This window comes from Nostoc sp. DedVER02 (genome assembly GCF_034530675.2).
Lineage (GTDB): Bacteria > Cyanobacteriota > Cyanobacteriia > Cyanobacteriales > Nostocaceae > Nostoc.
The window spans coordinates 124,858-150,088 of the sequence record NZ_JAVRCP020000017.1 but is presented as its reverse complement, the minus strand read 5'-3'; the positions used below and the strand labels follow the sequence as shown (position 1 = coordinate 150,088).

Genomic DNA, 25,231 nt, shown 5'->3' with positions numbered 1-25,231 from the left:
ACCTCTTGCAAAAGTTCTTTTTGCAAGAGGTCTAATGAGTATGTGCAATTTAATTGCTCAGTTTGTATTGTTTTGAGTTTATATTTCATAAGGGCAAATATAGGACAATCCCCTTCCACTCAGACCGATCGCTGTAATTAATCAGCAACAGCAATTCATCAATTGCCTGTCTAATCGGCATCCGATCGTTCACTACGAATAAACCCAACATTTGCTCTCCTTTTAACAATCGCTCGTAAGCGAAATCTGGCATTGTTGCCCGATCGTGAGTGAGGATTATGCGATCGCTCCCTGCTGCCCAATTTAAGATTGCTGGGTCATCTACTTCCTGCAAACCAACATCCTGAACGCGAAGTAAATCAATATTCGGTTGACGCAGAAATAGTCCTCGTACAATATCGCCATTGAAATTCTCATCGCTCAATAACTTCAGCATTGATATTTTTTAAGATTATTGCTGGGCTAATAAGCGAGAACGAATTAGGCTCAAATCAGGTTGAACACTTGCAAGACGTTGATGAACAGATTCAGCTAATTGTTCGCGTCGATCGAGATATGTTTCCACAGCATCTCGATGTCGAAGATAGTAGCCAATAGTCAGGTATACATCGGATAATGACAAGGATGAATAACGCCCAACAATAGATTCAGGTGATGCACCATCTTGAAAGCTACGAATAACCATTTCTAGCAAAACCCTTGTATTACCTACTCGAATTGCACCTGTTGCATCTTCATTTAGGGGAGGAATTTCTTTTTCTAGTGCTAAAGTCATAGTGTAATTATTCCAAAAACGCTAATATCTAATATTTTAGTTTGCTGCTAGTTCGTAATTCGTAATTACGAATTACGAACTACGAATTATTTGAATCTATAGCCTTCCTTTACAGGATTGATATTAAATCGAGTGTATATGAAAGACTGATATAGCAGTTCTTGACAAGCGTGAGGTACAATTTTGACCTCTCTCCTTTTAAGCTATGGTGTACACACAAGTCTTTTAATCTGCACATTTGTTGTATCGACCTGCATCTTTGTTGTATCGACCTGCACCTTTGTTGCATTGACCTGCACCTTTGTTGCATCGACCTGCACCTTTGTTGCATCAACCTGCACCTTTGTTGCATCGACCTGCAAAAATTAACCGACCCTACTTCACGCAGCAACTTTAAAACATTTGTGTCGTAGCCTACAAGTAGAGAGGCTTTGAATTGTTTCCCCTTCTTGCTTCTGTTAGGGTGTTAAGGGGTTAGGTCTATTTGCATACCTGTACCTCACCGGATTGAAGATGGCTATATTGCTTGTTGAACATCACGATCGCCCACCTGTAAATGAGAACACCCGCCGAAACTTAACTTGATTAAGCTTCTTCCGCCACGATTCCATGTAGATATAGAACACAGGCGTTAAATACAAAGTCAATATCTGAGAAAACACCAGTCCGCCTACAACTGCAATCCCTAGAGGACGGCGGGATTCGGAACCAGCGCCAAATCCGATCGCAATAGGCAAGGTTCCCATTAATGCTGCCATCGTCGTCATCATAATCGGGCGGAAGCGCACTAAGCAGGCTTGATAAATCGCCTCGGACGGCTTTTTCAATTCTTCTCGCTGGGCTTCAATTGCAAAGTCCACCATCATGATGCCGTTTTTCTTCACAATGCCCACCAACAGAATTATGCCGATGAACGAGTAAACATTCAGTTCAACATGGAATATGATCAGCGTTAACAATGCCCCAAAACCTGCTGAAGGCAAACCGGAAAGAATTGTAATTGGGTGAATGAAATCTTCGTAGAGAATACCCAGGATGAGATAAATTACTAGGATGGCGATCGCTAACAATAAACCCAAACTCGGCAGTGAACTTTGAAATACCTGGCTTGCACCCTGAAAGCTGGTGCTAATACTGGCAGGAATCACCTCATCAATAAGTTTTTCGATCTCTTCGTTGGCATTTCCCAAGGACACACCAGGGGCGAGATTAAAGGAAATGGTCGCGGCGTTCATCCGACCGTTATGATTAACCATTAACGGGCTGATTCCCTGAGATAGTTTGGCGAATGTTTTGAGAGGAACTGCAACTCCTGTGCTGGAGTTAATGTATAACGTCAACAGAGCATTGATATCTTCCTGAAACTGGGGTGCTAATTCCAAAATTACCTGATACTCATTGGTGGCTGCATAGATAGTTGACACTTGGTAAGAGCCGTAAGCACTTCTTAGAGTATTTTCGATTTGCTCGGCGGTAATCCCATAAGTTGAGGCTTTATCGCGGTCGATGTCAATTTGAATCTGGGAAGCAAACTGCAAATCGCTGTTGACATCCTGGAGTTTTGGCAAGTTCTTCATCTTGGTAACAAGTTGAGGAACATATTCCTGTAAGGGCTTGACATCAGAACTCTGAAGTGCAACTTGATAAAGTCCGGTGCTTTGTTGAGCGCCAATGGGTATTGCTGGGGGATTTTGTAAGAATACTTGGATGCCTGGAACAGTGGCGAGTTTGGTTCGCAACTCTTGAACAATTTCATCAGCACCAAGCTGGCGTTGCGATCGCGGTTTTAACCGAATGAACAAACTCCCGGAATTGGCTGCAACTGCCGCCCCGCCGCCACTAGCACTAGCTCCCGCGCCAATATTGGAGTTGACTGCATCTACATTCGGGTCTTGGCGAATCAGGTTAGCAACTGTCTGTTGATGCTGCACAAGATTATCGAAGGATGCATCCTGGGCTGCTTGGGTAATGCCTGTAATTTGTCCGGTATCTTCGCTTGGAATAAAGCCCTTGGGAACGATCGCCAACAACCCAACTGTCACCGCCAATAGAAAGGCAGATAAAATCATTGTCGTGAGGTGATATTTTAAGACTTTTTTGAGACTCCAATCGTATAGAGCGAGGAAGCGATCGAAGATATATTCAGAAGCTTGATATAAGCGACTTTGATGAGCATGATCTACAGGACGCAGAAAACGGCTGCACAACATGGGAGTCAAAGTCAAAGACACAAAACCAGAGACGAGAATTGCAACTGCGATCGTCACAGCAAATTCATGAAATAATCGTCCCAGTACTTCACTCATGAACAACATGGGGATGAAGACTGCAACTAAAGAAAGGGTCATCGACAGAATTGTAAAACCAATTTCTCTCGATCCATTCAACGCCGCTTCTAGGGGACGTTCGCCCATTTCGATATGACGGACGATATTTTCTAGCATGACGATCGCATCATCCACGACGAAACCCACCGAAAGGGTCAACGCCATCAGCGATAAGTTATCTAGTGAGTAATGCAGCAAATACATCACCGCAAACGTACCAATCAACGAAACGGGTAACGCCAAACTCGGAATCACCGTCGCCGAGAGGTTTCGTAAAAAGATGAAAATTACTAAGATAACTAGAGCGATCGTCAAGATCAACGTAAATCTGACATCATCTACCGAATCTCGAATCGATTGAGACGCATCATAGAGAATCCCAATTTCCACGGATGCCGGAATCTGCGATCGCAAATTCGGGAGTAATTTCTTAATCGTGTCTACGACTTGTACCGTATTGGTTCCCGGCTGTCTTTGAATGGTGAGAATAATAGCGCGGGTATTGTTGTACCAGCTTGCTACTTTGTCATTTTCTACACTGTCAATAATCCTACCCAATTGATTCAGATAGATGGGCATTCCATCCTTATAAGACACAATCAACTGGCGATAAGCAGCCGCATCCTCAAGTTGCCCGTTAGTCTGGACTGTAAAATTCTTATGATTTCCCGAAAGACTGCCGGTAGGCAAATTGACGTTACCCTGTTGAATCGCCGTTGTCACCTGATCTAATCCAATCTGCCGTGCTGCTAATTGCTGCGGATCGAGTTGAATTCGAGCCGCATACTTTTGGGAACCATAGACAGCTACCTGTGCTACCCCATTGATTGTAGATAGCTTTTGCGCCAAATAAGTCTCGGCATAATTGTCTACTTGGGAAAGGGGCAGTGTGGGAGAATCGAGGTAAAGGTAAAGAATCGGTTGATCTGCGGGGTTAACTTTGCTGTAGGTGGGAGGATTGGGTAAGTCATTCGCAATTTGCCCTGATGCTCCCGATATTGCTGCCTCCACATCTTGGGCTGCATCATCAATGTTGCGACTCAAGTTGAATTGTAGGGTAATTTGAGTCTGTCCCAGAGTACTGGTTGAGTTGAGCGAATCAAGTCCAGCAATACTGGAAAATTGCTTTTCTAAAGGACGGGCAACCGATGCTGCCATCGTTTCCGGGCTAGCTCCCGGTCGGGAGGCGCTGACCTGAATTGTGGGATAATCCACACTGGGTAAATCGCTGATTGGCAGCAGGCGATAACTCATAAAACCGAAGATTAAAATTGCCGTCATCACCAGAGTTGTCATGATCGGGCGGCGAATAAATGGTTCCGAAAGGTTCATGAATCACCTCCACCTGACTTAGGAGATTTTCCCCCCTGCTCCCTGCCCCCTGCCCCCCCGCCTCTTTTGACGCGAACTTTGCTCCCAGAAACGAGATTCGCTTGACCATCGGTGACGATTTTATCGCCTGGTTGCGGCCCTTTCTCAACCACATCTAGTCCATCAATGCTGCTGCTAACCGTGACTGGAACATTTTCCACCGTCATGTCTGGCTTAACTACAAAAACAAACTGACCATCTGGCCCATTCTGCACGGCTTGGGAGGGTACAACCGTTGCATTGGGTTTTTCGGTCAACGTTAGCGTTGTGTTAACAAATTGACCGGGAAACAAATGTCCTTGAGTGTTATCAAAGTCGCCAATTAGTTGAATTGTTCCTGTGGTGTTATCGACCGTATTATTTACAAATGACAAAGTACCTGGAACAGAATGACTTTGATCGTTGGGAAACGTCACATCCACCTTCAGCTTGCCATTCTGCATATACTTTTGTACCTGGGGCAGATTTGTTTCAGGAATAGAAAAAGCAACTTGAATCGGGCGAATTTGAGTTAGCGTAACAAGTGGAGTTGTGCTGTTAGCTTGTACCACATTGCCCTGAGTCACCAGAATATTGCCAGCCCGTCCATCAATCGGCGCATAAATTTTGGAGTAAGATAATTGCACCTTGGCATTGTCTAATGCTCCCTGGTCGGAACGGACAACAGCTTGAGCATTAGCGATCGCAGCTCGATCGCCTTTGACAACTGCGCCTGCATTAGTCAGCGCCACGCGATCGCTTTTCAAAACTGCTTCAGCATTAGCGATCGCTTCTCGATCTGCTTGTAGGGTTGCTGTAGCCGATTTGCTATTAGAAGCGTATTGCTGTGCTTGATCCAAACTGATCGCGCCCTTCTGATATAACGCACCATAGCGATCGCTCTGTCCTTTGGCAAATTCAGCTTGTGCTTGATCCTTGGCCAAATTCGCTTGGGCTTGTCGTACCAAGGCTTGGTCTTTAATTAAAGTAGCTCTGGCTTGGTCTACCTGACCTAAATCTCTGGCTAATCCATCTCTAGCTTGTTGCACCGAGGCTAAGTCTTTGGCGACAGTTCCTTGAGCTTGCTGGATTGCAGCAGTTTGCGATCGGTCATCAAGGGTAAACAAAAGTTGTCCCTTTTTCACATCTTGACCTTTCTTGAAATAAACTCCAATAATCCGTCCGCTAGCTTCGGGCGTAATCGATACTGTAGAACCAGATTGCACATTCCCGATCGCCTGCAATTGCACCGGAACCGTTTTTTGTGTCACCATTGCCACGGTTACAGGTGTCACTTGCTGTTTATTGCGCCCAGATTTTTCAGTTTTGTCTGACTTGGCTGCAACCGTATGGATACCAAAAATACCCAGCCCAGCCAGCAACAGCATACCCAAAATTACCAAACTAATCTTTTTTGGCGATCGCGGTAACTTTGGCTCCGGCTCCATACTATTCTCGTTTTCAGTCAAACTCTCATTCACAATTTCATGGTTCATCAGAACCTCCACTGGATTTTAGTCTATTAAAAACAGAATTCAGGAGTCAGAATTCCGAATTCAGTATGATAGGAATTAAGCAAAATATCTCTCAAGCTCTCATTTCTTTGCGCTCTTTGCGAACTTTTGTGCAGGCAATTTGTTATTCATACTAACTAATTCATTCTGACTTCTGGATTCTGAATTCTGAATTCTTTTTCAATACTTACTTAACTGCTGCTGTAAAAGCTTAAGAGCTTGTTTTTCTATCTGTCTGACTCGTTCCCGACTAATACCCAAACGGTGACTAATCTCTTGTAGAGAAAGTTCATTACCATCTGTCAATCCAAAGTGTAAATTTAATATTTCTCGTTGTTGGCGAGACAGATTTGATAATAAATTTTCAACCTCTTCATCGAGAGATTCTCCAGTGCTATAGCCATTGGAAGAATATCTTCGATCTTCTATTAAATCTTGTAATTGTATTTCTTTATCTGCGCCGACTCTAATATCTAAAGAGATAGTTTGACGAGCCAAGAGTAGAAATTCTCGAATCTGACTAGGTTTTAAGGAAAGTGCATCAGCAATTTCCGTACTGGTGGGAATACGACCCAGCTGTTGAGATAATTCTCGCTGAACACGCTTAATTTTATTTAATTTTTCATTGATGTGAATAGGTAATCGAATCGCGCGTCCTTGTTGAGCGATCGCTCTGGTAATTCCTTGACGAATCCACCAATAAGCGTAGGTTGAAAACCTATATCCTAGAGCCGGATTAAATTTCTCAACCCCTCTTTCCAAACCTAATGTACCTTCTTGAACTAAGTCCATCAACTCTAAGTTACGTCTCTGATATTGCTTGGCAATCGATACCACAAGCCGGAGATTAGACGCTATCATTTTCTGTTTCGATTTTTTCCCTTGATTTAGCTGCTGAAGTAGTTCTTGTTCGCTTAACTGCATCCGGTTAGCCCATTCTATTAGCGTGGGTTTACGCTTTAATTCAGCAGCCAATTTTTCTGATTCAGCAAGTATTAACATCATCTGCTGAACTTCTTGGGCAAAAATAATTTCTTGCTCTTGGCTTAACAGAGGTATCCTGCCAATTTCTTTAAGATAAGCACGGACTGTATCAGTAGTCTTTGTGTTACTAGCTTGAGTCTCGGAAAATGTTAAGTTACTCATATAGGATTACTATTTGATTTTTGAACGAAATTAGGTGTTGTAGAGTGTGTTAGAACGGAGTTCGTAACGCACTGTTATCACGGCTTTGATCCCATACTCTCCGCGCTCACATCCAACGTATATTTTCTCCAAATCAAACCGGATTCCTATAGTGAGTTAATTGCCTATTAATTAGGTTATTTTGGATTAGGGAAAAATCGCAGATAGTGACTCGAATAATTACGAATTACCTTAGCAACGCAGGAGCGTAATTACGAATTACGAATTACGAATTATTATTTCCCACCCTGCAAACTCACATGATTAGTCCCCGATTGAATCAATTTGCTCAAGTCAGCAACGGCGCTAGCATACTGAGGATCGGCTAATGTTCCCAAGGTTCGGTTTTCTATTAATGCTTTCTGTTGTACCTCGCTTAACTCCACATTAATATCTGGTGCAATACCCACATGATTGATATCTCGACCTTTCGGTGTGTAGTATTTAGCGATCGTTAGTTTCAACCCTGAACCATCCTCCAGAGGCTCTACGGCTTGAACTAAACCTTTACCGAAGGTGCGAGTCCCTACTAAGGTGGCGCGATTATCATCTTGCAACGCTCCCGACAGAATTTCGCTGGCGCTGGCAGATCCCTTATCGACTAGTATCACTAAAGGTTTGTTGGTGAGAGGATGTCCCGACGCATTGTAACTGTCTTTAACTTGATCTCGATTTACCAAAGATACGATCGCTCCTTGCTTCAACCACATACTGGCAATTTGCAAACTTGCATCCAGTAATCCACCCGGATCGGAACGCAGATCCAAAACATAGCCTTGCACTTGCTGTTTTTCTAATGCTTCAATAGCTCGATGCATCTCTGCGGGCGCAGTTTGGGTAAACTCTGGTAAACGAATGTAACCAATCTTACCTGCCGCCGTTGTTTGAGTATTATAAGTTACAGGATGAATGGCAATATTTGCGCGGGTAAGTTTAAAAGTTTGGGGTTGGCTACCTCGTTGAATCGTGAGTACTACCTTAGTTCCTACCGGGCCTACAATTCGCTTAACGGCATCCTCAATTTTCATTCCCTGAGTTATTTGACCGTTAATCTGCACAATTAAATCACCCGGCAAAATACCCGCTTTGAAAGCAGGCGTTCCTTCAATTGGGGCAACAACAGTTAAGGCTTTAGTTTTTTCATTTTCTGCCAGTTCCAGCCCTACACCACTAAGATTGCCAGAAATATCGCTATTTAGGGCTTTAAATTCTTGGGGGTCAAAAAACTCCGTATAGCGATCGCCTAATTTACCTACCATTTCTTGAATTGCCCCGTAAGCCTCTTTCTTAGAACTATAAGAACGGCTTAGATACTGCTGTCGAATAGCTTTCCAATCTTGATGGTTAAAGCTGACATCAACATAATTTTTATCGAGGATTTGCCACACCTCATCCACAAGCTTTTGAGGGCTAGATTGGGTTTTACCTAAAGCTTTGTAAGAGTAGAGACTAGTTCCTGTCAAGATTGCAGCAATCACAGCAGTTTCTATCTTGAGGATCAACTTCTGTTTGAACATAATTTAACTCTTAAAGAAGAATACAAAATACAATCAGTGAAAAATTTCAATCCACACCGTTTTAAAACGCAACACCAAACAAAATTTACATCCCAATAGTATGACCAAATTCAAATATCTAAAACCACTACCTAACAATAATTACGAATTACGTTAACGAGTCCCCAAATGTCATTACGAATTACGAATTACGAATTACGAATTACCCTTTACGGCGGGGATAGGCAGTCTTAAAAATATCCTGAATTTTAGTCTTTTGTTCAGCCGTAAGATTCAAGCTGAATACTGCTTTACGCATTCTTTCACCTTGTTGCAATTTTGCTGACAATTCTTTCACTTGATCTGGGGTCAAAACTGCCTCAACTTGCTGGCGAACTGCTTCACGCTTCTGGGTGCGTTCCGATGTATTTGCTCCGGGAGAGCTTGGAGTAGAAGTGTTGGTATCAGATACCTTTGTTCCCCCATTGTCACCTTGAGACACATCGGGAGACTTAGAACTGCTGCAACCTGTCATTCCTCCAATGAGGATAGTTGCTAATAAAAGGGTTGGTAAAATTATCTGTTTTTTAATCATTTACTTTTTTGGTTTTGTTGTAAGTAATGCGATTGTTTAGACTCAAATTAGAGGATGTCTGTTTGAAAAATTATGAAACTCCAGAAAATAAACTTCACTACGACTTTCTCTCCCCCTGTCCCCTGCCATTAAAGCGATAGGATATTTTTTATTTAGAAGTCCCTTACTGCTTGACTCACACCAGCTAATCTTAAAAGTTAAGATAGATTTGTGCATGAACTAGAATTCCTAACCTGACCAGGAAAAAAGTACTTAAGGTATTGTGACTTTTTTCCTAATTTAGGAATAATTAATCAGTCCGAACGGCTCTATCGATTTTAGAGACAGATTCGTTATATAGGAAGAAGAGATTCATCCTAAAATTGTGAAAATACCTATGGTTTTGTTACAAAGGCCATTGAGTTGGAACAGTTCTATGGTTCGCTTGACCTACCCATCATTTCGTCTGTTGCTTTACCTAGAGTGGCTGTTGTTAGCCACGGCAATGTTCATGGAAGTTCTGCTGCCATTTGAGTTGTCCTGGTCATTGTTGCTAAAAGTTGTTGCGATCGCAACTTTCAGCTTGATGGGCTTGAGACTACCGATGGTGAAGCTGGAAACGAAATTATTTTATACAGTCCTGGAATTCGGTTTAATTTTACTGCCGGCGACTCATCATAGCTTATCTAGTCGCTCAGTTTTCCTGCTGTGCCTGGTACTGGTAATGCGGAGTTGTTTGATATTTAAGCAATCGGGACAGCTGCTTGCCTTAGTTTTATCTCTGCTCACCTATGGAACACTACTTTTATCAAGACCAATTATACCTGAGAATTTTAGGCGAGATATAATCGCCATGTCTTGGGATTGGCGATTAAGTAATATATTATTGTTTAGCTTAACGTTAGTATTCGCTTTATTGTTAATTAATGCCCTGCTTGCAGAGCGGCAAAGTCGAGAGCAGTTAGAAATTGCCCATCTGCAATTAGAGATCACCAATCAACAACTGTGTCAGTATGCGCTACGGATTGAAGATCAGGCAACCTTGCAGGAACGCAACCGAATTGCCCGTGAAATTCATGATGGATTGGGACACACTCTAGTTGCCCAAACTATTCAGATTAATAACACCCTGTTGTTTTGGGAATCAAATAATGACAAAGCATTGACATTTCTCAAACAGGCAAAAGAATTGGGGGCTGAGGCGCTGCTAGAAGTTCGGCGATCGCTTTCTGTATTACGTTCAAATCCTTTGCAAGCACAATCTCTCACATCAGCCATTGAAAAGCTGTTAACAGATTTTCAGCAAACCACAGGCATTGAACCAGCTTATAAAATTGACGTGCCGTACACTTTACCAACAGAAGTAAACACAGCCCTCTTCCGCATTGTGCAAGAATCGCTGACAAATATTTGCAAACATGCTGAAGCCACAAGTGTCACTGTTGGATTACTGGCTCACGCTGGGATGATTCATCTATCAATCGAAGATAATGGAAAAGGATTTAACCCCACTCAAAATACAACCGGTTTTGGGTTACAAGGAATGCGAGAACGGGCGGTTGCACTGGGCGCTCAGTTAAATCTCCACAGTCAACTAGGAACAGGTTGCTGTATTTCTGTTTCTTTGCCACTATCAAAGCTGTTATTTTAGCTAGGATTCCTACTTAATTTTTGAACAAAACTCAGCACAAATCCATTCCCAATTCCCCATTCCCCATTCCCCATCTCCACAAGTGATTCAGTAATCAAAGACGCTCGATGACTCGCTACCGCTTCGCTATCGGATTTTTATATGATTCGGATTTTATTAGTTGACGATCAGCATCTTATTCGCCAAGGACTTAAGAGTATGCTTGAGTCGAATGCAGAAATGCAGGTAATCGGTGAGGCGGAAAATGGGCAACGCGCACTCGAACAAATTCCGGCACTGCAACCCGATATTGTGCTTATGGATGTTCGGATGCCCGTAATGGATGGAGTTGCGGCAACAAAAGCGATCGCTCAACAATATCCTGACATTAAGGTTCTTGTCCTCACCACCTTCGATGATGATGAGTATGTTTTCCAGGCGATGCGACTGGGTGCAAAGGGCTATTTGCTCAAAGATACCGAACCAGATGAACTGATATTGGCAATTCAATCCGTCTATAAGGGACAAACCCTACTGGGGCCTGGATTGTTTGAGAAAGCACTCACGCCCATTGCCGCACCTGTCTCTTCTGTGCAACCCCCTCCAGAATTGGCGCAACTTACACCGAGAGAATTAGATGTATTACGCTTAATTGCTTCTGGAGCTAATAACCGTGAAATTGCTGAATCTCTATTTCTTTCAGAAAACACTGTTAAGAATTATGTTACCAGTATTTTGAGTCGGTTGAGTTTACGCGATCGCACTCAAGCCGCTTTGTTTGCTCATTCATTTTTTGGTGAAGCTAAATAGCTTTAGAAACCTGTGACTAATTCTTCACAAGATTGCGTTTGATGTCTAGCTCACAAATCACGCTTGCATTACTTAATTACGAATTACAGCACAAGCTCTGGTGGTTAGGACATCAATAAATAATGAAACATAGACACAAAAAGACTTTTCACCCAGTCCCCAGTCCCCAGTCCCTTGCTATATTTTAGCGATCGGATTTAAGATATTCCCGTAATTGCTGGGTACGCAATTTTGTAACATTTTCCAGACAACCAAAATAAATAGTAGGAGAAATACTTCCTCCCTCATATTCGCTTCTTTCAAACTCACAATTGGTATCCCGAAACTTGATCCATGCTTGCTGTGCAGCAATCAATTTCTGTTTCCTAGACCTTTCTAAGTTAGGTAGCAATTGTTGATAAGCTTGATTTAGTTTTTTATCTGCATTCTGATAAGATAACCTCGCGCATTCATTAATTGCTGCTTGAGTTTGAGCATTATTGCAGTTTAATTTTTGAGCCAAGCGCATCTGCGATAAATTAGGCGTTGTGCCTGCCATTGTCATCGTAGGGGTATCTAAACTGCTGAGAGTTAGCATACTTGCCAAAACTAGTAATAATTGACGCATCACAAAAATTTTATTGTTTAAGTATACATGGGAAACTCCACCCACAAGGGGATGGAGTTTTTGGGAATGGGGAATGGGGGAATGGGGAATGGGGAATGGAGTTTCCCGTTGCTTTCAATAAAATATACCAATGGTGATGCATGATTTGGTATATTATGACGGATAAAACTCGGAATTCGTTACAAAATGTAATTTTTTTCCCAGAAGAAAGTCGAAATTTTACGAGAATGCTGAAATAATTTGGTATTTTAGTAATCTAAGTTTAGCTTTTATATTTTATGAATCGTTCCGCTTGCCTGATTTTCAATCCAGTTGCGGGTCAGGGTGATCCAGACATAGAATTAGCAGAAATTCGGGCAATATTAGAGCCAGAGATTGACCTAGATATTTATCTTACAACTGAAGAAATCGATGCCGATCAACTAGCTTGTGCAGCTGTAGAGCGAGGAGTAGATGCAATCATTGCTTCGGGGGGAGATGGGACACTCTCGGCGGCGGCGACAGCTGTAGTGGGTACTGATATTGCCTTTGGCATCATTTCACGAGGAACAGCAAACGCTTTTGCCACAGCTTTAGGAATTCCTGACACGATCGCAGGTGCGTGTGAAACAATTTTGCAAGGAGGAACCCGCCATGTAGACGTAGCCTATTGCAACGATCGCCCGATGGTACTCTTGGCAGGTATTGGCTTTGAAGCTGAAACTGTAGAATTGGCAGATCGGGAAGCTAAAAATCGCTTTGGAATGATGGCCTACGTTTTCGCTGGAATTCAGCAGCTGAGAAATTTAAAAAACTTTGATGTTGAAATAGAAACAGAAGACAGGATAATTAAAACTAGTGGCTGTTCAGTAACAGTTGCAAATGCCGCGCCTCCGACTTCAGTCTTAGCTCAGGGGCCAGCAGGTCTGATTTATGATGATGGGTTACTAGATTTAACCATTGTTGCTCCAGTTAACAAAGCAGGTGCGATCGCTGCGACATTCCATTTATTTCAAACGGCTTCTACAGGTAACGCGGTAGAACGTGATGATATTGGTTTTTTGAGAGCTAAACAATTTAAAATTACAACTGAGCCACCACAAAAGGTTGTTCTCGATGGCGAAATAGTCGGCACAACACCAGTAGAAATTAAATGTGTACCAGCTGGGTTGAAAATTTTTGTACCATTAGTAGAAGAAGTTGAGCCTACCGAAAAATTAGAGGGACTCCCTAACTTAACTATTGAAATGAAAGATACGGTAGAGGAGTGAGGGAATTGGGAAAGAGGCAGAGGGGCAGAGGGGCAGAGGGGCAGAGGGGAAAGACTTACTACAACTTCTCCTCTGCTCCCCTGCTCCCCTGCCCCCTGCCCCCTGCCCCCTGCCCCCATCCCCTGCAATTCAAGATTCAGGAGTAGGTTACATTGAAACTTGTATCTGATCCAGCGATCGCTAACAAAATTCGTAAGATGAATCAGCGAGTAAGGTGGCAAGATCCGTTAATTGTGGAACGGAACATCGACCAAACTCGCCTGGTGTTAGAGGATGGACAAACAGACGATTCAGAGTTCTCATTTTTAGTTGTGGGTGATAGTGGTTCTGGTAGGCATCGGGGGCACAATCCCCAGCGACAGATAGCTGAACTCATGTTGCCACATCACGATGAATCCCGGTTTATGCTGCATACCGGGGATGTAATCTATTTAGTGGGGTCGAGTGAATACTATCAGCAAAATTTCATCGAGCCTTATCGAGAGTTTATCTTGGGGGGAGAGCATCCGAGAAAGATTGCTTATGACCAGATGACTTTTAAGCTGCCTATTTTACCAGTACCGGGAAATCACGATTACTATAACTTGCCCATTTTATTGAGCTTGGCATCTCTAACAACATTACCCATTCGTCGCCTGTTGCGATCGCGGTTAGACCTAGATGTAGGCTTACATGGTTCAGGAACCGGTGAGGCTTACGCACAGGCATTTTTAGACTATCTTAAAGCGCATCAGCTTCCCGGAGAGTTAAGCAGCCATTTAGATAAGTACTACACAGGTAAGACAGATACAGGTCGTTGTCTTAAGTATGAACCTGGACATTTTACCCGCCTTCCCAATCGCTACTACACTTTTCGCTATGGCGGGATTGATTTCTTTGCCTTAGATTCCAATACATTTAACGATCCGCCACCTTTACCTAAAACAAAACAAGGTGATGCCGATCGCAAAATCTTAGAAAAGCGTCGTGAAGATTTAGAGCAAGAAAAGCAGCACATTATTGAAACCTCGGCCAAGCTTCGTCCTGAAAACCCCATTGAAGCTGACCAATTAGACGATTTTCACGCCAAACTATCGCAAATCGAAGAAATTATTGTTGATATCAAGAAGCAATTAGCTGCTGACAAAACAACGCTGACTGATATCGAACAACTAGACTGGCTCAAGCAAAGATTAATTGAATCTTGGAATAATTCAGAAGTTCGGGGAAGAGTAGTTTATTTCCATCATCCACCTTATGTAACTGAAGCGACAAAGTGGCAACAAGCACAAACTTTGATAATTCGCGATCGCTTCCGTGGTGTGCTGGATGCAGTAGCTAAAGAAATCGGTTCCTTAAATCAGGGTCGTCCTTTGGTTGACTTGGTGTTAAATGGTCACGCCCACTGCTTGGAACATTTAGAGACAATGGATACAGGACACGCTGATGCTCATATCCATTGGATTGTTTGTGGTGGTAGCGGGTTTAGTTTGCGCCGCCAACGGATTGAGGGAGCAGATTTAATGGAGGAGAATCGATTAGTGGCGCGATCGCATCTTTTTATTGGTCGCAACGGTCAAGGTTCTCAAAAGCGGCGACCTTACTCAGGTTTACGCATTGACGTTAAAGGCGATGCACAGCCTAAGTTTATTGTCCGTCCTTTGATTGCCGAATGGCATCAGCGACAATGGCATAATCGTGAACTTGAGCCATTCATCATTTAATTCTAAAGAGTAACTAAGCACAGCAGATTTTATAGTAGGGTCTAAATTTCCTAGTACCACCAATTCGTGGTTACATAGACAAAGCCCTTCGGGTTGACGAGTCGCTTGTGAAGGGAAACTTTGTTGTAGCCATAATCTCACCGCTTGCGTGGGTTAAAGATGTTTGACTTGCGCGAACTAATAGGTGTTTTAAAATTTGATGCAATTTTTATTGTTCAAAAGCTTATGCCATCTAGCTTTGAGTGGGATGACTACAATATGGAGATTCGCGCAATTCCTAAAAGCTTTACCTGTTATGCTTTTGAGGCGATTTGCAAAAATCATATCTTGACGAGTCAAAGGCTGAAATGCTACTTTCTTTTTAGGTTCGCGCAAACTAGCTTTGAAACCTTTGCAATATCAAGGTTTCAAAAGCCAGCAGTCACTTCTATCATTTAGAAGTGGAATTAATGGAAACCAGGCCGTCCCTACCCCAACTACACCTACCCACCACGTCACTTCTATCATTTAGAAGTGGAATTAATGGAAACAGAGAAGGGCTGCTCTGGGAGAAAATCGAGCGCGAAGAAGGTCACTTCTATCATTTAGAAGTGGAATTAATGGAAACTAAAGCAAGTATATCTCTATAAGTGTATACGCGCAAGGTCACTTCTATCATTTAGAAGTGGAATTAATGGAAACATAGACTTCCTTAGAGATTGGTTCAAATGGTAAGTCACTTCTATCATTTAGAAGTGGAATTAATGGAAACTTTTATTATATTTAGCTTGTTTTAAAAGCTATAAGTCACTTCTATCATTTAGAAGTGGAATTAATGGAAACCGCAAGTCCTTTGTATGCCCGTATATATAATAAGGTCACTTCTATCATTTAGAAGTGGAATTAATGGAAACATATTACGGCGGGTATTTCTTCTGCCCAGGTCGTCGCGTCACTTCTATCATTTAGAAGTGGAATTAATGGAAACAGGAACTACACAAACCACCAAAACTGACACAATACGGTCACTTCTATCATTTAGAAGTGGAATTAATGGAAACTTAGCCACGCAAAACTTACCGCATCAGTTCCCGAGTCACTTCTATCATTTAGAAGTGGAATTAATGGAAACATATGCAGTTGTACCATAAGTGGGATAAATCCAAGGTCACTTCTATCATTTAGAAGTGGAATTAATGGAAACCAGAAGCTTCAGCCTGCCTTAGTTCACCTGTGGTTATGTCACTTCTATCATTTAGAAGTGGAATTAATGGAAACTTAGATGGATGTCAATATGCGAAACAATGCGTACTTGTCACTTCTATCATTTAGAAGTGGAATTAATGGAAACTTTTAGTGTCTAGATACTTGCGAATCCAATTTTTGTCACTTCTATCATTTAGAAGTGGAATTAATGGAAACTAATAGCAATCTATGCAACAACTGTATGCAACGCCTGTCACTTCTATCATTTAGAAGTGGAATTAATGGAAACTTTTACAAGCACCCTTTCAACCAGCAGATTATTCATTTCGTCACTTCTATCATTTAGAAGTGGAATTAATGGAAACATTATCAGAAGGAACAGGACAAGAAACAAAAGCCTTGTCACTTCTATCATTTAGAAGTGGAATTAATGGAAACAAAAATCAAGGCCAGGTTACATTATCTCTAGAAAGTCACTTCTATCATTTAGAAGTGGAATTAATGGAAACTAATGTTGTACATGATTACCTCCAAGCAAATACAGTCACTTCTATCATTTAGAAGTGGAATTAATGGAAACTCGACTTGTACCCATCTTTGATTTAACATGATCGTGTCACTTCTATCATTTAGAAGTGGAATTAATGGAAACAACGCCGCAATTCATCAATTGAGCAATATCGCTATTGTCACTTCTATCATTTAGAAGTGGAATTAATGGAAACCTTGGCAGTAGTGTTGCCTTTCAAATCCGTATACCGTCACTTCTATCATTTAGAAGTGGAATTAATGGAAACATTATATTTGGATTGAATTCTAGTTATTGACACGTCACTTCTATCATTTAGAAGTGGAATTAATGGAAACCTGGAACCCCAGTATTTTCAATACTTTCAGATGAGTCACTTCTATCATTTAGAAGTGGAATTAATGGAAACAAGCTTGTGACAAATGGTAACGCGATCGCCCCATAAGTCACTTCTATCATTTAGAAGTGGAATTAATGGAAACGGATCTGGAGCATTGGCTTATACTGCACCAAGCGTCACTTCTATCATTTAGAAGTGGAATTAATGGAAACACACAGATTAGCAGGTGCTGAAAATAGAGACAAAAGTCACTTCTATCATTTAGAAGTGGAATTAATGGAAACCTTCGCACATATCGATAGCTTTCTCATCCTGCGCGTCACTTCTATCATTTAGAAGTGGAATTAATGGAAACCGTAGAATCTTTGGCAAGAATACCAAACTTCTTGGTCACTTCTATCATTTAGAAGTGGAATTAATGGAAACCTCAACCCAAGATCCTTCGTTATGGTCAAGCAGGAGTCACTTCTATCATTTAGAAGTGGAATTAATGGAAACTTGAATGTGCCAACCTTGCATATAATTCTCCTTTGTCACTTCTATCATTTAGAAGTGGAATTAATGGAAACATAGTACTCTCTAGCGCTTGCTAGTAACTTACTATAGCGTCACTTCTATCATTTAGAAGTGGAATTAATGGAAACACCACCATAAGCATCAGCCACCATCTCCGTAGAAGTCACTTCTATCATTTAGAAGTGGAATTAATGGAAACAAATCTTTCCTCTATAAGGGAAGAAGGATTTTTGGTCACTTCTATCATTTAGAAGTGGAATTAATGGAAACTGCTTTCCATCGCTGGGTTCCTTCTCGCCCTTTAGTCACTTCTATCATTTAGAAGTGGAATTAATGGAAACATTTTTCCGTCGCTAATGTTAAGAGCAAACTCGCTTGTCACTTCTATCATTTAGAAGTGGAATTAATGGAAACAATTTCCGCTTCCGTGTTACCCATCTTTTGTAGTTGTCACTTCTATCATTTAGAAGTGGAATTAATGGAAACATTACTAACGATGCTCACTTTCTAAGGTCTGAAGAGTCACTTCTATCATTTAGAAGTGGAATTAATGGAAACGTGGCTGAAAGTATTGAACCAGCCCAGCTTCAAGTCACTTCTATCATTTAGAAGTGGAATTAATGGAAACAAGTTTTAACCGCGAGACATTACTTTTTTAGCAAAGTCACTTCTATAATTTAGAAGTGGAATTAATGGAAACAGAAACATTAAAAATACTACCATTTTGACATTTTTTAGTCACTTCTATCATTTAGAAGTGGAATTAATGGAAACGCGTCTCCTCCTGAGCCATTGCAAATCTGAATTTTTCCCGATCGCTTAAAATTGGGCAGTAAAAAAAATCCCCGACTTTTCTAGAAAGCCGGGGATTTTATTTTTCTCAACCGTTTATTGCATTAGAATCTGACGGATTAAAATACTCATCACCTCGCCAGGATTGCCGGTTGGTAATAATGGACTCCAATCGCCGATGCTAGCGTAGCCAATGACTTGCAGATAGTGAATTGTGCTGCTAACCGCTTTTGAAGAACCGATTAATAGATGTTTAATCGGTTCTCTTTTGGGTAATGGATTTTGAGCAGGTTGATTAAAGGCAGGTATATTTAAGTTTTCGCCATCCAAGTACTGTTGCAGTTCGGATTGGGTGAAATCTTGATTTTGTACAAACTTTTGGAGTTGTGTCATCATTGTAATAGTCTCCCAGAATGGGGGTTTAGGGAAAGGCGATCGCAGGTTCTTGGCAGAGGGCGATCGCCTTTCTTATTAAGATACTAGAGTATAAAATTATACTTGTAAAGTACTTTGATGAAATTTATAAGCATTTATTAGTAATTTTTTCAATAATTTTATCGAAACTTCATATTTTGCTTAAATTTAATCAGCAAAATCCGCAATTACTTTCTCCAAAGCTGCTTTTGCTTTCTCAAAATGGCATTTGGCTTTTTGATTTCGGTAGATTCAATAAACTGATTTAGGTTTGGCGATGTCTACGACGGGCTACGCCTACACAATTCATGGTTGCATAGACAAAGTTGTGGCGATCGTAAATTGCGGTTATGGCACAAGCCTCGGTGGTTAGGACATCAACAGATGATGAAACTTAGACACAAAAAGACTTTTCACCCAGTCCCCAGTCCCCAGTCCCCTACTATACAATGGCTAAACCTGCCTGAGCAGTGACTTTATTCGCCCATACAAATAGAGACGCAATCATAATTGCGTCTCTACAAATTGCCTATTTAACCTTTTTACATGTAATCGCACTCAGCAAAAAGTTTGTTAACTAAATTATTCCTGGGCCTCTACCGCGTTTGTCACCTTTTTCTGTTAACTTGCCTTCTTCGTCCTGATTAACTTCTCCGAGTTCTTCAACACGGTTAGCAGTATCTTGTGCTGCTTCTTGGCGTGCATCACCCGGTTCTTCATAGTACATTTCCGGTTCAACTGCATAGTTGTTTAACAAACCTTCATTATCCACAGTATAGCCGTCAGTGGTGCGTATACTTCCTGGATCGGTTTGATCATCAGTAGGTGCATCTGCTTCCCTTTCTTCTGTGGGGGTTGTTTTATACAGATTTCCTTCTCTTTCCATTCGAGCAGCTGTTTCTGCTGGGATAATGCCGCGATCATAATTATCTACTTCAGCGCGATCGGATGAATCTATATCTCTCTTAACTGCTTCATTAGCCATAATTTATGTCCTTGTTAAAGAATCTATTAAATAACTTCAAAACCTAGATTAGGCTGTTTTTTGAGTTCAATCTACTATCTTGAGAAGTGATTTAAAATAAATATAATCGTATTGTCTCTATCTTTTGATGTATCAGTAATACTAATATAGTAATCCCATTTGATTCGGAGAATTACTCGTAGAGACTAAGGACTAGGGACTGAGGACTGGGGACTGGGAAGAAGGAATAAAGGTGTACTGAGTTTTTTTCACACAATCAAATATGAGTCCTATATCAAGTCCGGTTAAATATTTATAATTAGCGTTAGTTATGCAAAACAAGGGGCTGAAGCCAGGGCAAACGCATCTTATCTACTAATAAAAACTAAGGAATATCTCAAAATGTCAATAAAAAGCAACCGTCGGTTGCTTCTAATCCCCCTCATAATGATTATCATTCTTTGCCAATGAATGTTTAATTTTCTGAAAGTAGTATGAGGTAAGCTTCTTGTGCATTCTACATTTATCTATGCTCATCAATATTTAGATGTGTTTGCACTGTCGCGCCCCTTAATAAGCCGTCGAACTCACGTCAGCATAAAGCGTAAAGATGTGTATATTATTAGTTAATTGGGAATAATATCTCAGTAAATAACGATAATATTATCTGCGTTACTCAGCAACTAAAGATAAAAAGGATTTATCACAATGGATTCTTTCGGGATTTACACCCTTGCTAATGATGTGGTGTTTGACCAATTAGTAGCTTTGCTAAACAGCATTGAGGTGAATGTTAGCGCAGATATTCCTATTTGTATTATTCCATATAACGATCAATTAGATTTAGTTAGGCAAGAAGTTAATGCTCGAAAGAATGTAACCCTGTTTGATAATTGGGATGTAATTCAACGCTGGGAAGAATTTGCTCATCAGGTTTGGGCTGCTCATCCTAGAGAAAAAGAGTCAAAATTATCACGTCCTAGTTGGTACAAAAGTCATTTGCAAAGAAAGTTTGTTAGCTTTGAGGGAATTTTTGATAAATTCGTATTTTATGACGGTGATAGTTTGGCAATGAAGCCACTTAATAATGTAATTGAGCGGCTAGAAAAATACGACTTTATTTTTGATGATTGGGAACACATTAAAGACAAAGCTGTTGCAGCGTTAAATATTCCACTTATCGAGAAAACTGGACTTTATACAGAAGCAGATATACGTCCTAAGCTGCATTGCTCCAGCTTTTTTGGTTCTAAAAAAGGATTATTTTCTGTGCAAGAAGTTGAAATAATGAAGGAGCGATTAATTACCCAGAAAGAAGTTAAATGGATTAATGGAAATGGATGGTGGGATGATGCTTTTTTGTTTAACTACATGACCTTGCGCTGCGATCGCCCACTGTTTAACTTTACACTCAGCCCCAATGGAGAAGATAGAACAGGTAATTGTGCCAATGCAGATCCCTTTGTCAATATTAATAATGTTCTTTACAACCAAGATGGTCTAAAACCGATTCACCGCATCCATTACATGAGCTATTCTTCTCGTGATTTTGCCCAGTTGTGTCAAGGACAAGATATTAATATCTCGTATGCAAATGAGTTTTTACATTATCGTTTTCTCAAACAGCCACAAAAAAGGCCAAAACAGCTAAAAGCACTAAGTATAATTGCTAAAACTAATAACCTTTTCAACAAAGCAATGAATAAAATTCAAAGAACTCTCCGCTAAATATAGCTTTATTGGCGATACCTTAAATTAGCAATATAATAAATTTTTATATTCTCCAGTTAGTAATATATAAAATGCCTAAAATTACTGTTTGCATTCCTACTTTTAATCGGGTTCATCTTCTTCCTTATGCCATTGACAGCGTACTAAATCAGTCTGAGCAAGACTTTGAGCTAATTATTTGTGATGATGGTTCTAGCGATCGCACACCCGAATTAATGTCACAGTATACAGACGAACGGATTAAATATATCCGTCATCAGCAAAATATTGGTAAAAGTAATAATATGCGCTCTGGCTTTGATGCAGCCAGTGGTGAATATTTTATGAAATTTGATGATGATGATCGGTTAACACCCGATTTTCTCGCAAATACCGCAGCCATTCTTAATCAAGACTCTAGCATTGATTTTGTTGGTACAGACCATTGGATAATTGATATTAACAATGTGCGGGATGAAGAAAAAACTAAAGAAAATTCTCATCGCTGGGGTAGGAAGAATTTACCAGCAGGTGTTGTAAATAATTTATTAGAAGTTGTATTTATTCAGCAAAGCTTTCAAGTTGGGGCGACATTATTTCGCCGTAAAACTTTGCAAGAATTAGGATATATGCAGCCAAATCTGCAAAATTGTGAGGATAATGATTTATTTGTGCGTCTGGCTTTGGCTGGTAAAAAAGGTTATTACTTACCAGAATTATTGATGGAATATCGCACTCATGCAGAACAGCAAGGTATCAATCGAGCTATTCCTTATTTATTTGATAAAATCAAGTATTTAGAAAATTATAAATTTGAGTCTGAAAAATTAGAGACAATCAGGAAAAATCGTTTAACTGAAACACAATTATTATTAGGTTTACGTTTAATCGAAAAGGGAGAAACACAAAAAGGCAGAGAGCTAGTTTTAGCGGGAAAGTCTTTTTCAACTCCTAAAGCTTTGACTGGCTTAGGATTATCGCTGTTACCAGTTGGGTTGCGAGGTAAGGCGTTTAATGCACTGCGACAAGTGCGGGGTTAGGAAATAGTTATTGAAATATTTCACATAGAAGTGCAGAGAAAATTGTACAGGGTTTTTACACTGTGAAGAACTTCTCCTAATACGGTTCAGTTAGCCCTAAAAACTTTAAGCTACGTAGGTTGGGTTGAGGAACAAAACCCAACATTAAGCCTTAATCGTTGGGTTTCACTTCGTTCAACCCAACCTACGATTATCTAATAACTTCTTCACCATTCATCAATAATAGTCAATATTGTTTGCTCACCCAAGTTTTTAACAGACTTAACTACATCGCGGTAATCTTCAAACTTTTGCTTCAGTTTCTTATGTCGAGCATCAAATATGCCTTTTGCAAGTTTTTCAGCCCCACGAATCCTAGAGCGTTGTAACTTTATAGATAACTCATCTTTGTCTAAAGAGTTCAATAAACTAAGTGGATTACTCTGTTCACTCTTTTGGGGAATAAGGTTTTCAAGTTGCTTAAACTGATTCTCTATTCTCTGTCTTTCGTGTATAAATTCTGATTTAAATTCATTGAATTGCTTCTCAAGGCGTAATTCTAAATTTGCTAGACGTGGTTCTAATTTTGTTGTTTCAGGTTGTGGTATTACTTGTTCAGTAAAAGAATTAGTTCCTTTGAGAAATCCAACTTGCTTTACCACTAAATCCTCTAACTTTGGAGAGATAATAAAGGCATTAACCATTTCAGCTTGCCGAGGATTTTTTTCTCGCGCCCTGACAGCAGCATAATATTCAAAATGTCCATCAACTAGCGTATAACTCTCTACTCCTGTCATTTTTACAACTAATGGTCTGATAATTCCTCCAGTTTCTATAATTATATCTGCGAGGTTTTCCAAATCAGCCTCTGAAAAATTTGATCGAGGTTCATTAGAAGTAATACTTTTTACATCTACCAAAGAAAAATTAATCATTTATGTAATCCTATTCCTACTAATACTTCATCTGCTAAAACGTCAAACTCCATAGCAGATTTTTGAGCATCTGATTTTACTTCTTCTGCATATTTAACAACAGATTTGGGATCAGGATATTCTAAATCTCCAACTGTTATAGTCTGATTCATACATTCGGATAGTACTGTTCTATCATAAATTACTGCTTCCATTAAAGGCAGATTGTAACGTTCTGAAATCACGCTCCTTTGTTTAGGAAAAGTATATTGCAAAAATTTAGAATTGGTAGAGATTTTTGAAGCCAGGATACCCATTAATGTAATGTGTGATTTTCCTATCATTTCTCTAAATTCATTAACTTCTATAATAAAGTTTTTGACACTTAACAATCCTTGGTTTGCAAATGGCTTTAAATCTGAAGGGATTATCAGGTAATCAGCAGCGACAAGCGCGACTTTAGCATATAAATCTCTGGATGGAGGCGTATCAATAATAACAATGTCGTAATCTTGCTCTACTTTTTTTAATTTCGTAACTAACCTAGTCTTACTAGCATCAATTTGATTCAGTTTATATTGTCCTTCTATTAAATTAATATGTGCAGGGATAACATCTAATTCAGGATTATTGAAGTAATGTGATTTTTTAGTTACATCGGGTATTAAGTAAAAGTCACCTGATTCTAATAAATGATAAATATTAGAATCTCGTAAATCGTCATCTTCATCAAATTGAAATTTTATTAATCCTGTAGCAAAAGTAGTATTTGCCTGAGAATCTATATCAATTAAAAGTACCCTTTTACCTTTTTTACTCAATGCTGCTGCAAGGTTGACTGCGATAGTAGTCTTACCAACGCCGCCTTTATTGTGGTAGATTGCAATTGTTTTCATTGAATGTTGCCTTTTTGCTTCCAAAATTAAAATTTTTTCAGTTATTTGAACTTCTGGTTTATCTACTAACTGTCCCTCTTTCAGACTTTCTCTACCAATTAAATTTTTAATATTTTCTAATTTCGTCTCAACTTCTTTCCCAGAACATTGAAATACTAACTGAATGTCAGCCTTTAATTTTTGATAAATTCTAATCTCTTTCCCATTAGTCAGCAATCCATACCTGACATGCAAACTGGTTAAATAATGCCTAAGTCTGGGGACATGATGATTTAAGTTTTGTTTGGGATGCTTTGCCTCCATAACGACACTTAACGGTGAATTGGCATCTAAGACAAAGGGAATTACCTGTGCAGCAAATGCTAAAAAATCTAAGCGGATGCTACCAACGGCAACCTCTTGATGCCAGGTGTCAGGAGTATAACCTAGCTGTGGTAGCAAATATTGCACTATGAGTTTGCTTTCAACTTCGCTTTCGTTACGGCATAGCTCAGGATTAAAAAGCAATATTTTTCTACCTCAAAATAACTATTGGACTTAGGACAAAACCTCATATTTGCTAGATTATGCCATAGCCTTAATTGTTTTGAGTGATATAAATCACTTAAAAAATATAAATCATCAACAAAAATTAGTATTTTTGCTGATAAAATAAGCGATTCTGATAGCTAGCTATACTCAAAATTAACAAAGTACTATGTATTTACCCATTATCCTTGGAAATGGCTAGA

The 25,231-nt window shown here is 40.1% G+C and carries 19 protein-coding genes and 1 CRISPR repeat array; of the genes, 6 read left to right on the top strand and 13 right to left on the bottom strand.

Annotated elements, in window-relative coordinates; genetic code table 11:
• Window positions 1–85: 85 nt before the first annotated feature.
• The 8 genes from RMZ41_RS18540 to RMZ41_RS18505 all read right to left on the bottom strand — a co-directional run bounded on the left by RMZ41_RS18540 (window position 86) and on the right by RMZ41_RS18505 (window position 9,242).
• Window positions 86–436 carry a DUF5615 family PIN-like protein gene (locus RMZ41_RS18540; protein ID WP_322641510.1) on the bottom strand — a complete coding sequence of 117 codons (351 nt, stop codon included), beginning with the start codon at window positions 434–436 and terminating at the stop codon, window positions 86–88.
• A 15-nt stretch (window positions 437–451) separates the two neighbouring features.
• Window positions 452–775, bottom strand: a complete 324-nt coding sequence (locus RMZ41_RS18535; RefSeq protein ID WP_322641511.1) for a DUF433 domain-containing protein — start codon at window positions 773–775, stop codon at window positions 452–454.
• 203 nt (window positions 776–978) lie between these two features.
• On the bottom strand, window positions 979–1,137 hold the full coding sequence (locus RMZ41_RS18530; RefSeq protein ID WP_322734344.1) for a hypothetical protein: 159 nt from the start codon (window positions 1,135–1,137) through the stop codon (window positions 979–981).
• Between the two features lie 174 nt (window positions 1,138–1,311).
• Window positions 1,312–4,434 (bottom strand): efflux RND transporter permease subunit, encoded by a 3,123-nt coding sequence (locus RMZ41_RS18525; RefSeq protein WP_322641513.1) that lies wholly within the window; start codon window positions 4,432–4,434, stop codon window positions 1,312–1,314.
• Window positions 4,431–5,948: an efflux RND transporter periplasmic adaptor subunit gene (locus RMZ41_RS18520; RefSeq protein WP_322641514.1), complete on the bottom strand. Its 1,518-nt coding sequence runs from the start codon at window positions 5,946–5,948 to the stop codon at window positions 4,431–4,433. Before RMZ41_RS18520 ends, RMZ41_RS18525 begins: the two co-directional genes overlap by 4 nt.
• 198 nt (window positions 5,949–6,146) lie before the next feature.
• Window positions 6,147–7,112, bottom strand: coding sequence for an RNA polymerase sigma factor, RpoD/SigA family (locus RMZ41_RS18515; protein WP_322641515.1), 966 nt, complete (start codon window positions 7,110–7,112; stop codon window positions 6,147–6,149).
• Between the two features lie 275 nt (window positions 7,113–7,387).
• On the bottom strand, window positions 7,388–8,668 hold the full coding sequence (locus RMZ41_RS18510) for a S41 family peptidase (RefSeq protein ID WP_322641516.1): 1,281 nt from the start codon (window positions 8,666–8,668) through the stop codon (window positions 7,388–7,390).
• A 202-nt stretch (window positions 8,669–8,870) separates the two neighbouring features.
• Window positions 8,871–9,242, bottom strand: coding sequence for a hypothetical protein (locus RMZ41_RS18505; protein ID WP_322641517.1), 372 nt, complete (start codon window positions 9,240–9,242; stop codon window positions 8,871–8,873).
• 415 nt (window positions 9,243–9,657) lie between these two features.
• Between RMZ41_RS18505 and RMZ41_RS18500 the strand changes: the two genes are divergently transcribed.
• Complete coding sequence (locus RMZ41_RS18500) at window positions 9,658–10,872, top strand: sensor histidine kinase (protein WP_322641518.1); 1,215 nt, start codon at window positions 9,658–9,660, stop codon at window positions 10,870–10,872.
• A gap of 141 nt (window positions 10,873–11,013) precedes the next feature.
• Window positions 11,014–11,661 carry a response regulator transcription factor gene (locus RMZ41_RS18495; protein ID WP_322641519.1) on the top strand — a complete coding sequence of 216 codons (648 nt, stop codon included), beginning with the start codon at window positions 11,014–11,016 and terminating at the stop codon, window positions 11,659–11,661.
• Window positions 11,662–11,845: 184 nt separating this feature from the next.
• Here RMZ41_RS18495 and RMZ41_RS18490 read toward each other — a convergent pair whose 3' ends face one another.
• Window positions 11,846–12,268, bottom strand: coding sequence for a lysozyme inhibitor LprI family protein (locus RMZ41_RS18490; protein ID WP_322641520.1), 423 nt, complete (start codon window positions 12,266–12,268; stop codon window positions 11,846–11,848).
• Window positions 12,269–12,546: 278 nt separating this feature from the next.
• On the opposite strand from RMZ41_RS18490, the gene RMZ41_RS18485 reads away from it, so the two are divergent.
• On the top strand, window positions 12,547–13,518 hold the full coding sequence (locus RMZ41_RS18485; RefSeq protein ID WP_322641521.1) for a YegS/Rv2252/BmrU family lipid kinase: 972 nt from the start codon (window positions 12,547–12,549) through the stop codon (window positions 13,516–13,518).
• Between the two features lie 152 nt (window positions 13,519–13,670).
• The gene (locus tag RMZ41_RS18480) at window positions 13,671–15,221 is read left to right on the top strand and encodes a metallophosphoesterase (protein ID WP_322641522.1); all 1,551 of its coding nucleotides are present in this window, start codon (window positions 13,671–13,673) and stop codon (window positions 15,219–15,221) included.
• Window positions 15,222–15,641: 420 nt separating this feature from the next.
• Window positions 15,642–18,565: a CRISPR direct-repeat array (repeat unit 37 nt; unit sequence GTCACTTCTATCATTTAGAAGTGGAATTAATGGAAAC).
• A gap of 114 nt (window positions 18,566–18,679) precedes the next feature.
• Here RMZ41_RS18480 and RMZ41_RS18475 read toward each other — a convergent pair.
• Window positions 18,680–18,979 carry a hypothetical protein gene (locus tag RMZ41_RS18475; protein WP_322641523.1) on the bottom strand — a complete coding sequence of 100 codons (300 nt, stop codon included), beginning with the start codon at window positions 18,977–18,979 and terminating at the stop codon, window positions 18,680–18,682.
• A 595-nt stretch (window positions 18,980–19,574) separates the two neighbouring features.
• A complete protein-coding gene (locus RMZ41_RS18470; protein WP_322641524.1) occupies window positions 19,575–19,982 on the bottom strand; it encodes a hypothetical protein in 408 nt (135 codons plus the stop codon).
• 687 nt (window positions 19,983–20,669) lie between these two features.
• Between RMZ41_RS18470 and RMZ41_RS18465 the strand changes: the two genes are divergently transcribed.
• Window positions 20,670–21,689 (top strand): Npun_R2821/Npun_R2822 family protein, encoded by a 1,020-nt coding sequence (locus RMZ41_RS18465; RefSeq protein WP_322641525.1) that lies wholly within the window; start codon window positions 20,670–20,672, stop codon window positions 21,687–21,689.
• A 74-nt stretch (window positions 21,690–21,763) separates the two neighbouring features.
• Entirely contained in the window at window positions 21,764–22,711 is a 948-nt protein-coding gene (locus RMZ41_RS18460) for a glycosyltransferase family 2 protein (RefSeq protein ID WP_322641526.1), read from the top strand.
• 206 nt (window positions 22,712–22,917) lie between these two features.
• On the opposite strand, the gene RMZ41_RS18455 is transcribed toward RMZ41_RS18460, so the two are convergent.
• Both RMZ41_RS18455 and RMZ41_RS18450 read right to left on the bottom strand, forming a co-directional pair.
• Window positions 22,918–23,625 (bottom strand): chromosome partitioning protein ParB, encoded by a 708-nt coding sequence (locus tag RMZ41_RS18455; protein ID WP_322641527.1) that lies wholly within the window; start codon window positions 23,623–23,625, stop codon window positions 22,918–22,920.
• A complete protein-coding gene (locus RMZ41_RS18450) occupies window positions 23,622–25,007 on the bottom strand; it encodes an AAA family ATPase (protein WP_322641528.1) in 1,386 nt (461 codons plus the stop codon). The genes RMZ41_RS18455 and RMZ41_RS18450 overlap by 4 nt, the downstream gene beginning before the upstream one ends.
• Window positions 25,008–25,231 lie beyond the last annotated feature (224 nt).

What these genes read in the sequence shown, in the direction of transcription:
- RMZ41_RS18540 (WP_322641510.1), bottom strand. Translation starts at nt 436, where the DNA reads ATGCTGAAGTTATTGAGCGATGAGAATTTCAATGGCGATATTGTACGA.
- RMZ41_RS18535 (WP_322641511.1), bottom strand. Translation starts at nt 775, where the DNA reads ATGACTTTAGCACTAGAAAAAGAAATTCCTCCCCTAAATGAAGATGCA.
- RMZ41_RS18525 (WP_322641513.1), bottom strand. Translation starts at nt 4,434, where the DNA reads ATGAACCTTTCGGAACCATTTATTCGCCGCCCGATCATGACAACTCTG.
- RMZ41_RS18520 (WP_322641514.1), bottom strand. Translation starts at nt 5,948, where the DNA reads ATGAACCATGAAATTGTGAATGAGAGTTTGACTGAAAACGAGAATAGT.
- RMZ41_RS18515 (WP_322641515.1), bottom strand. Translation starts at nt 7,112, where the DNA reads ATGAGTAACTTAACATTTTCCGAGACTCAAGCTAGTAACACAAAGACT.
- RMZ41_RS18510 (WP_322641516.1), bottom strand. Translation starts at nt 8,668, where the DNA reads ATGTTCAAACAGAAGTTGATCCTCAAGATAGAAACTGCTGTGATTGCT.
- RMZ41_RS18505 (WP_322641517.1), bottom strand. Translation starts at nt 9,242, where the DNA reads ATGATTAAAAAACAGATAATTTTACCAACCCTTTTATTAGCAACTATC.
- RMZ41_RS18500 (WP_322641518.1), top strand. Translation starts at nt 9,658, where the DNA reads ATGGTTCGCTTGACCTACCCATCATTTCGTCTGTTGCTTTACCTAGAG.
- RMZ41_RS18495 (WP_322641519.1), top strand. Translation starts at nt 11,014, where the DNA reads ATGATTCGGATTTTATTAGTTGACGATCAGCATCTTATTCGCCAAGGA.
- RMZ41_RS18490 (WP_322641520.1), bottom strand. Translation starts at nt 12,268, where the DNA reads ATGCGTCAATTATTACTAGTTTTGGCAAGTATGCTAACTCTCAGCAGT.
- RMZ41_RS18485 (WP_322641521.1), top strand. Translation starts at nt 12,547, where the DNA reads ATGAATCGTTCCGCTTGCCTGATTTTCAATCCAGTTGCGGGTCAGGGT.
- RMZ41_RS18475 (WP_322641523.1), bottom strand. Translation starts at nt 18,979, where the DNA reads ATGATGACACAACTCCAAAAGTTTGTACAAAATCAAGATTTCACCCAA.
- RMZ41_RS18470 (WP_322641524.1), bottom strand. Translation starts at nt 19,982, where the DNA reads ATGGCTAATGAAGCAGTTAAGAGAGATATAGATTCATCCGATCGCGCT.
- RMZ41_RS18465 (WP_322641525.1), top strand. Translation starts at nt 20,670, where the DNA reads ATGGATTCTTTCGGGATTTACACCCTTGCTAATGATGTGGTGTTTGAC.
- RMZ41_RS18460 (WP_322641526.1), top strand. Translation starts at nt 21,764, where the DNA reads ATGCCTAAAATTACTGTTTGCATTCCTACTTTTAATCGGGTTCATCTT.
- RMZ41_RS18455 (WP_322641527.1), bottom strand. Translation starts at nt 23,625, where the DNA reads ATGATTAATTTTTCTTTGGTAGATGTAAAAAGTATTACTTCTAATGAA.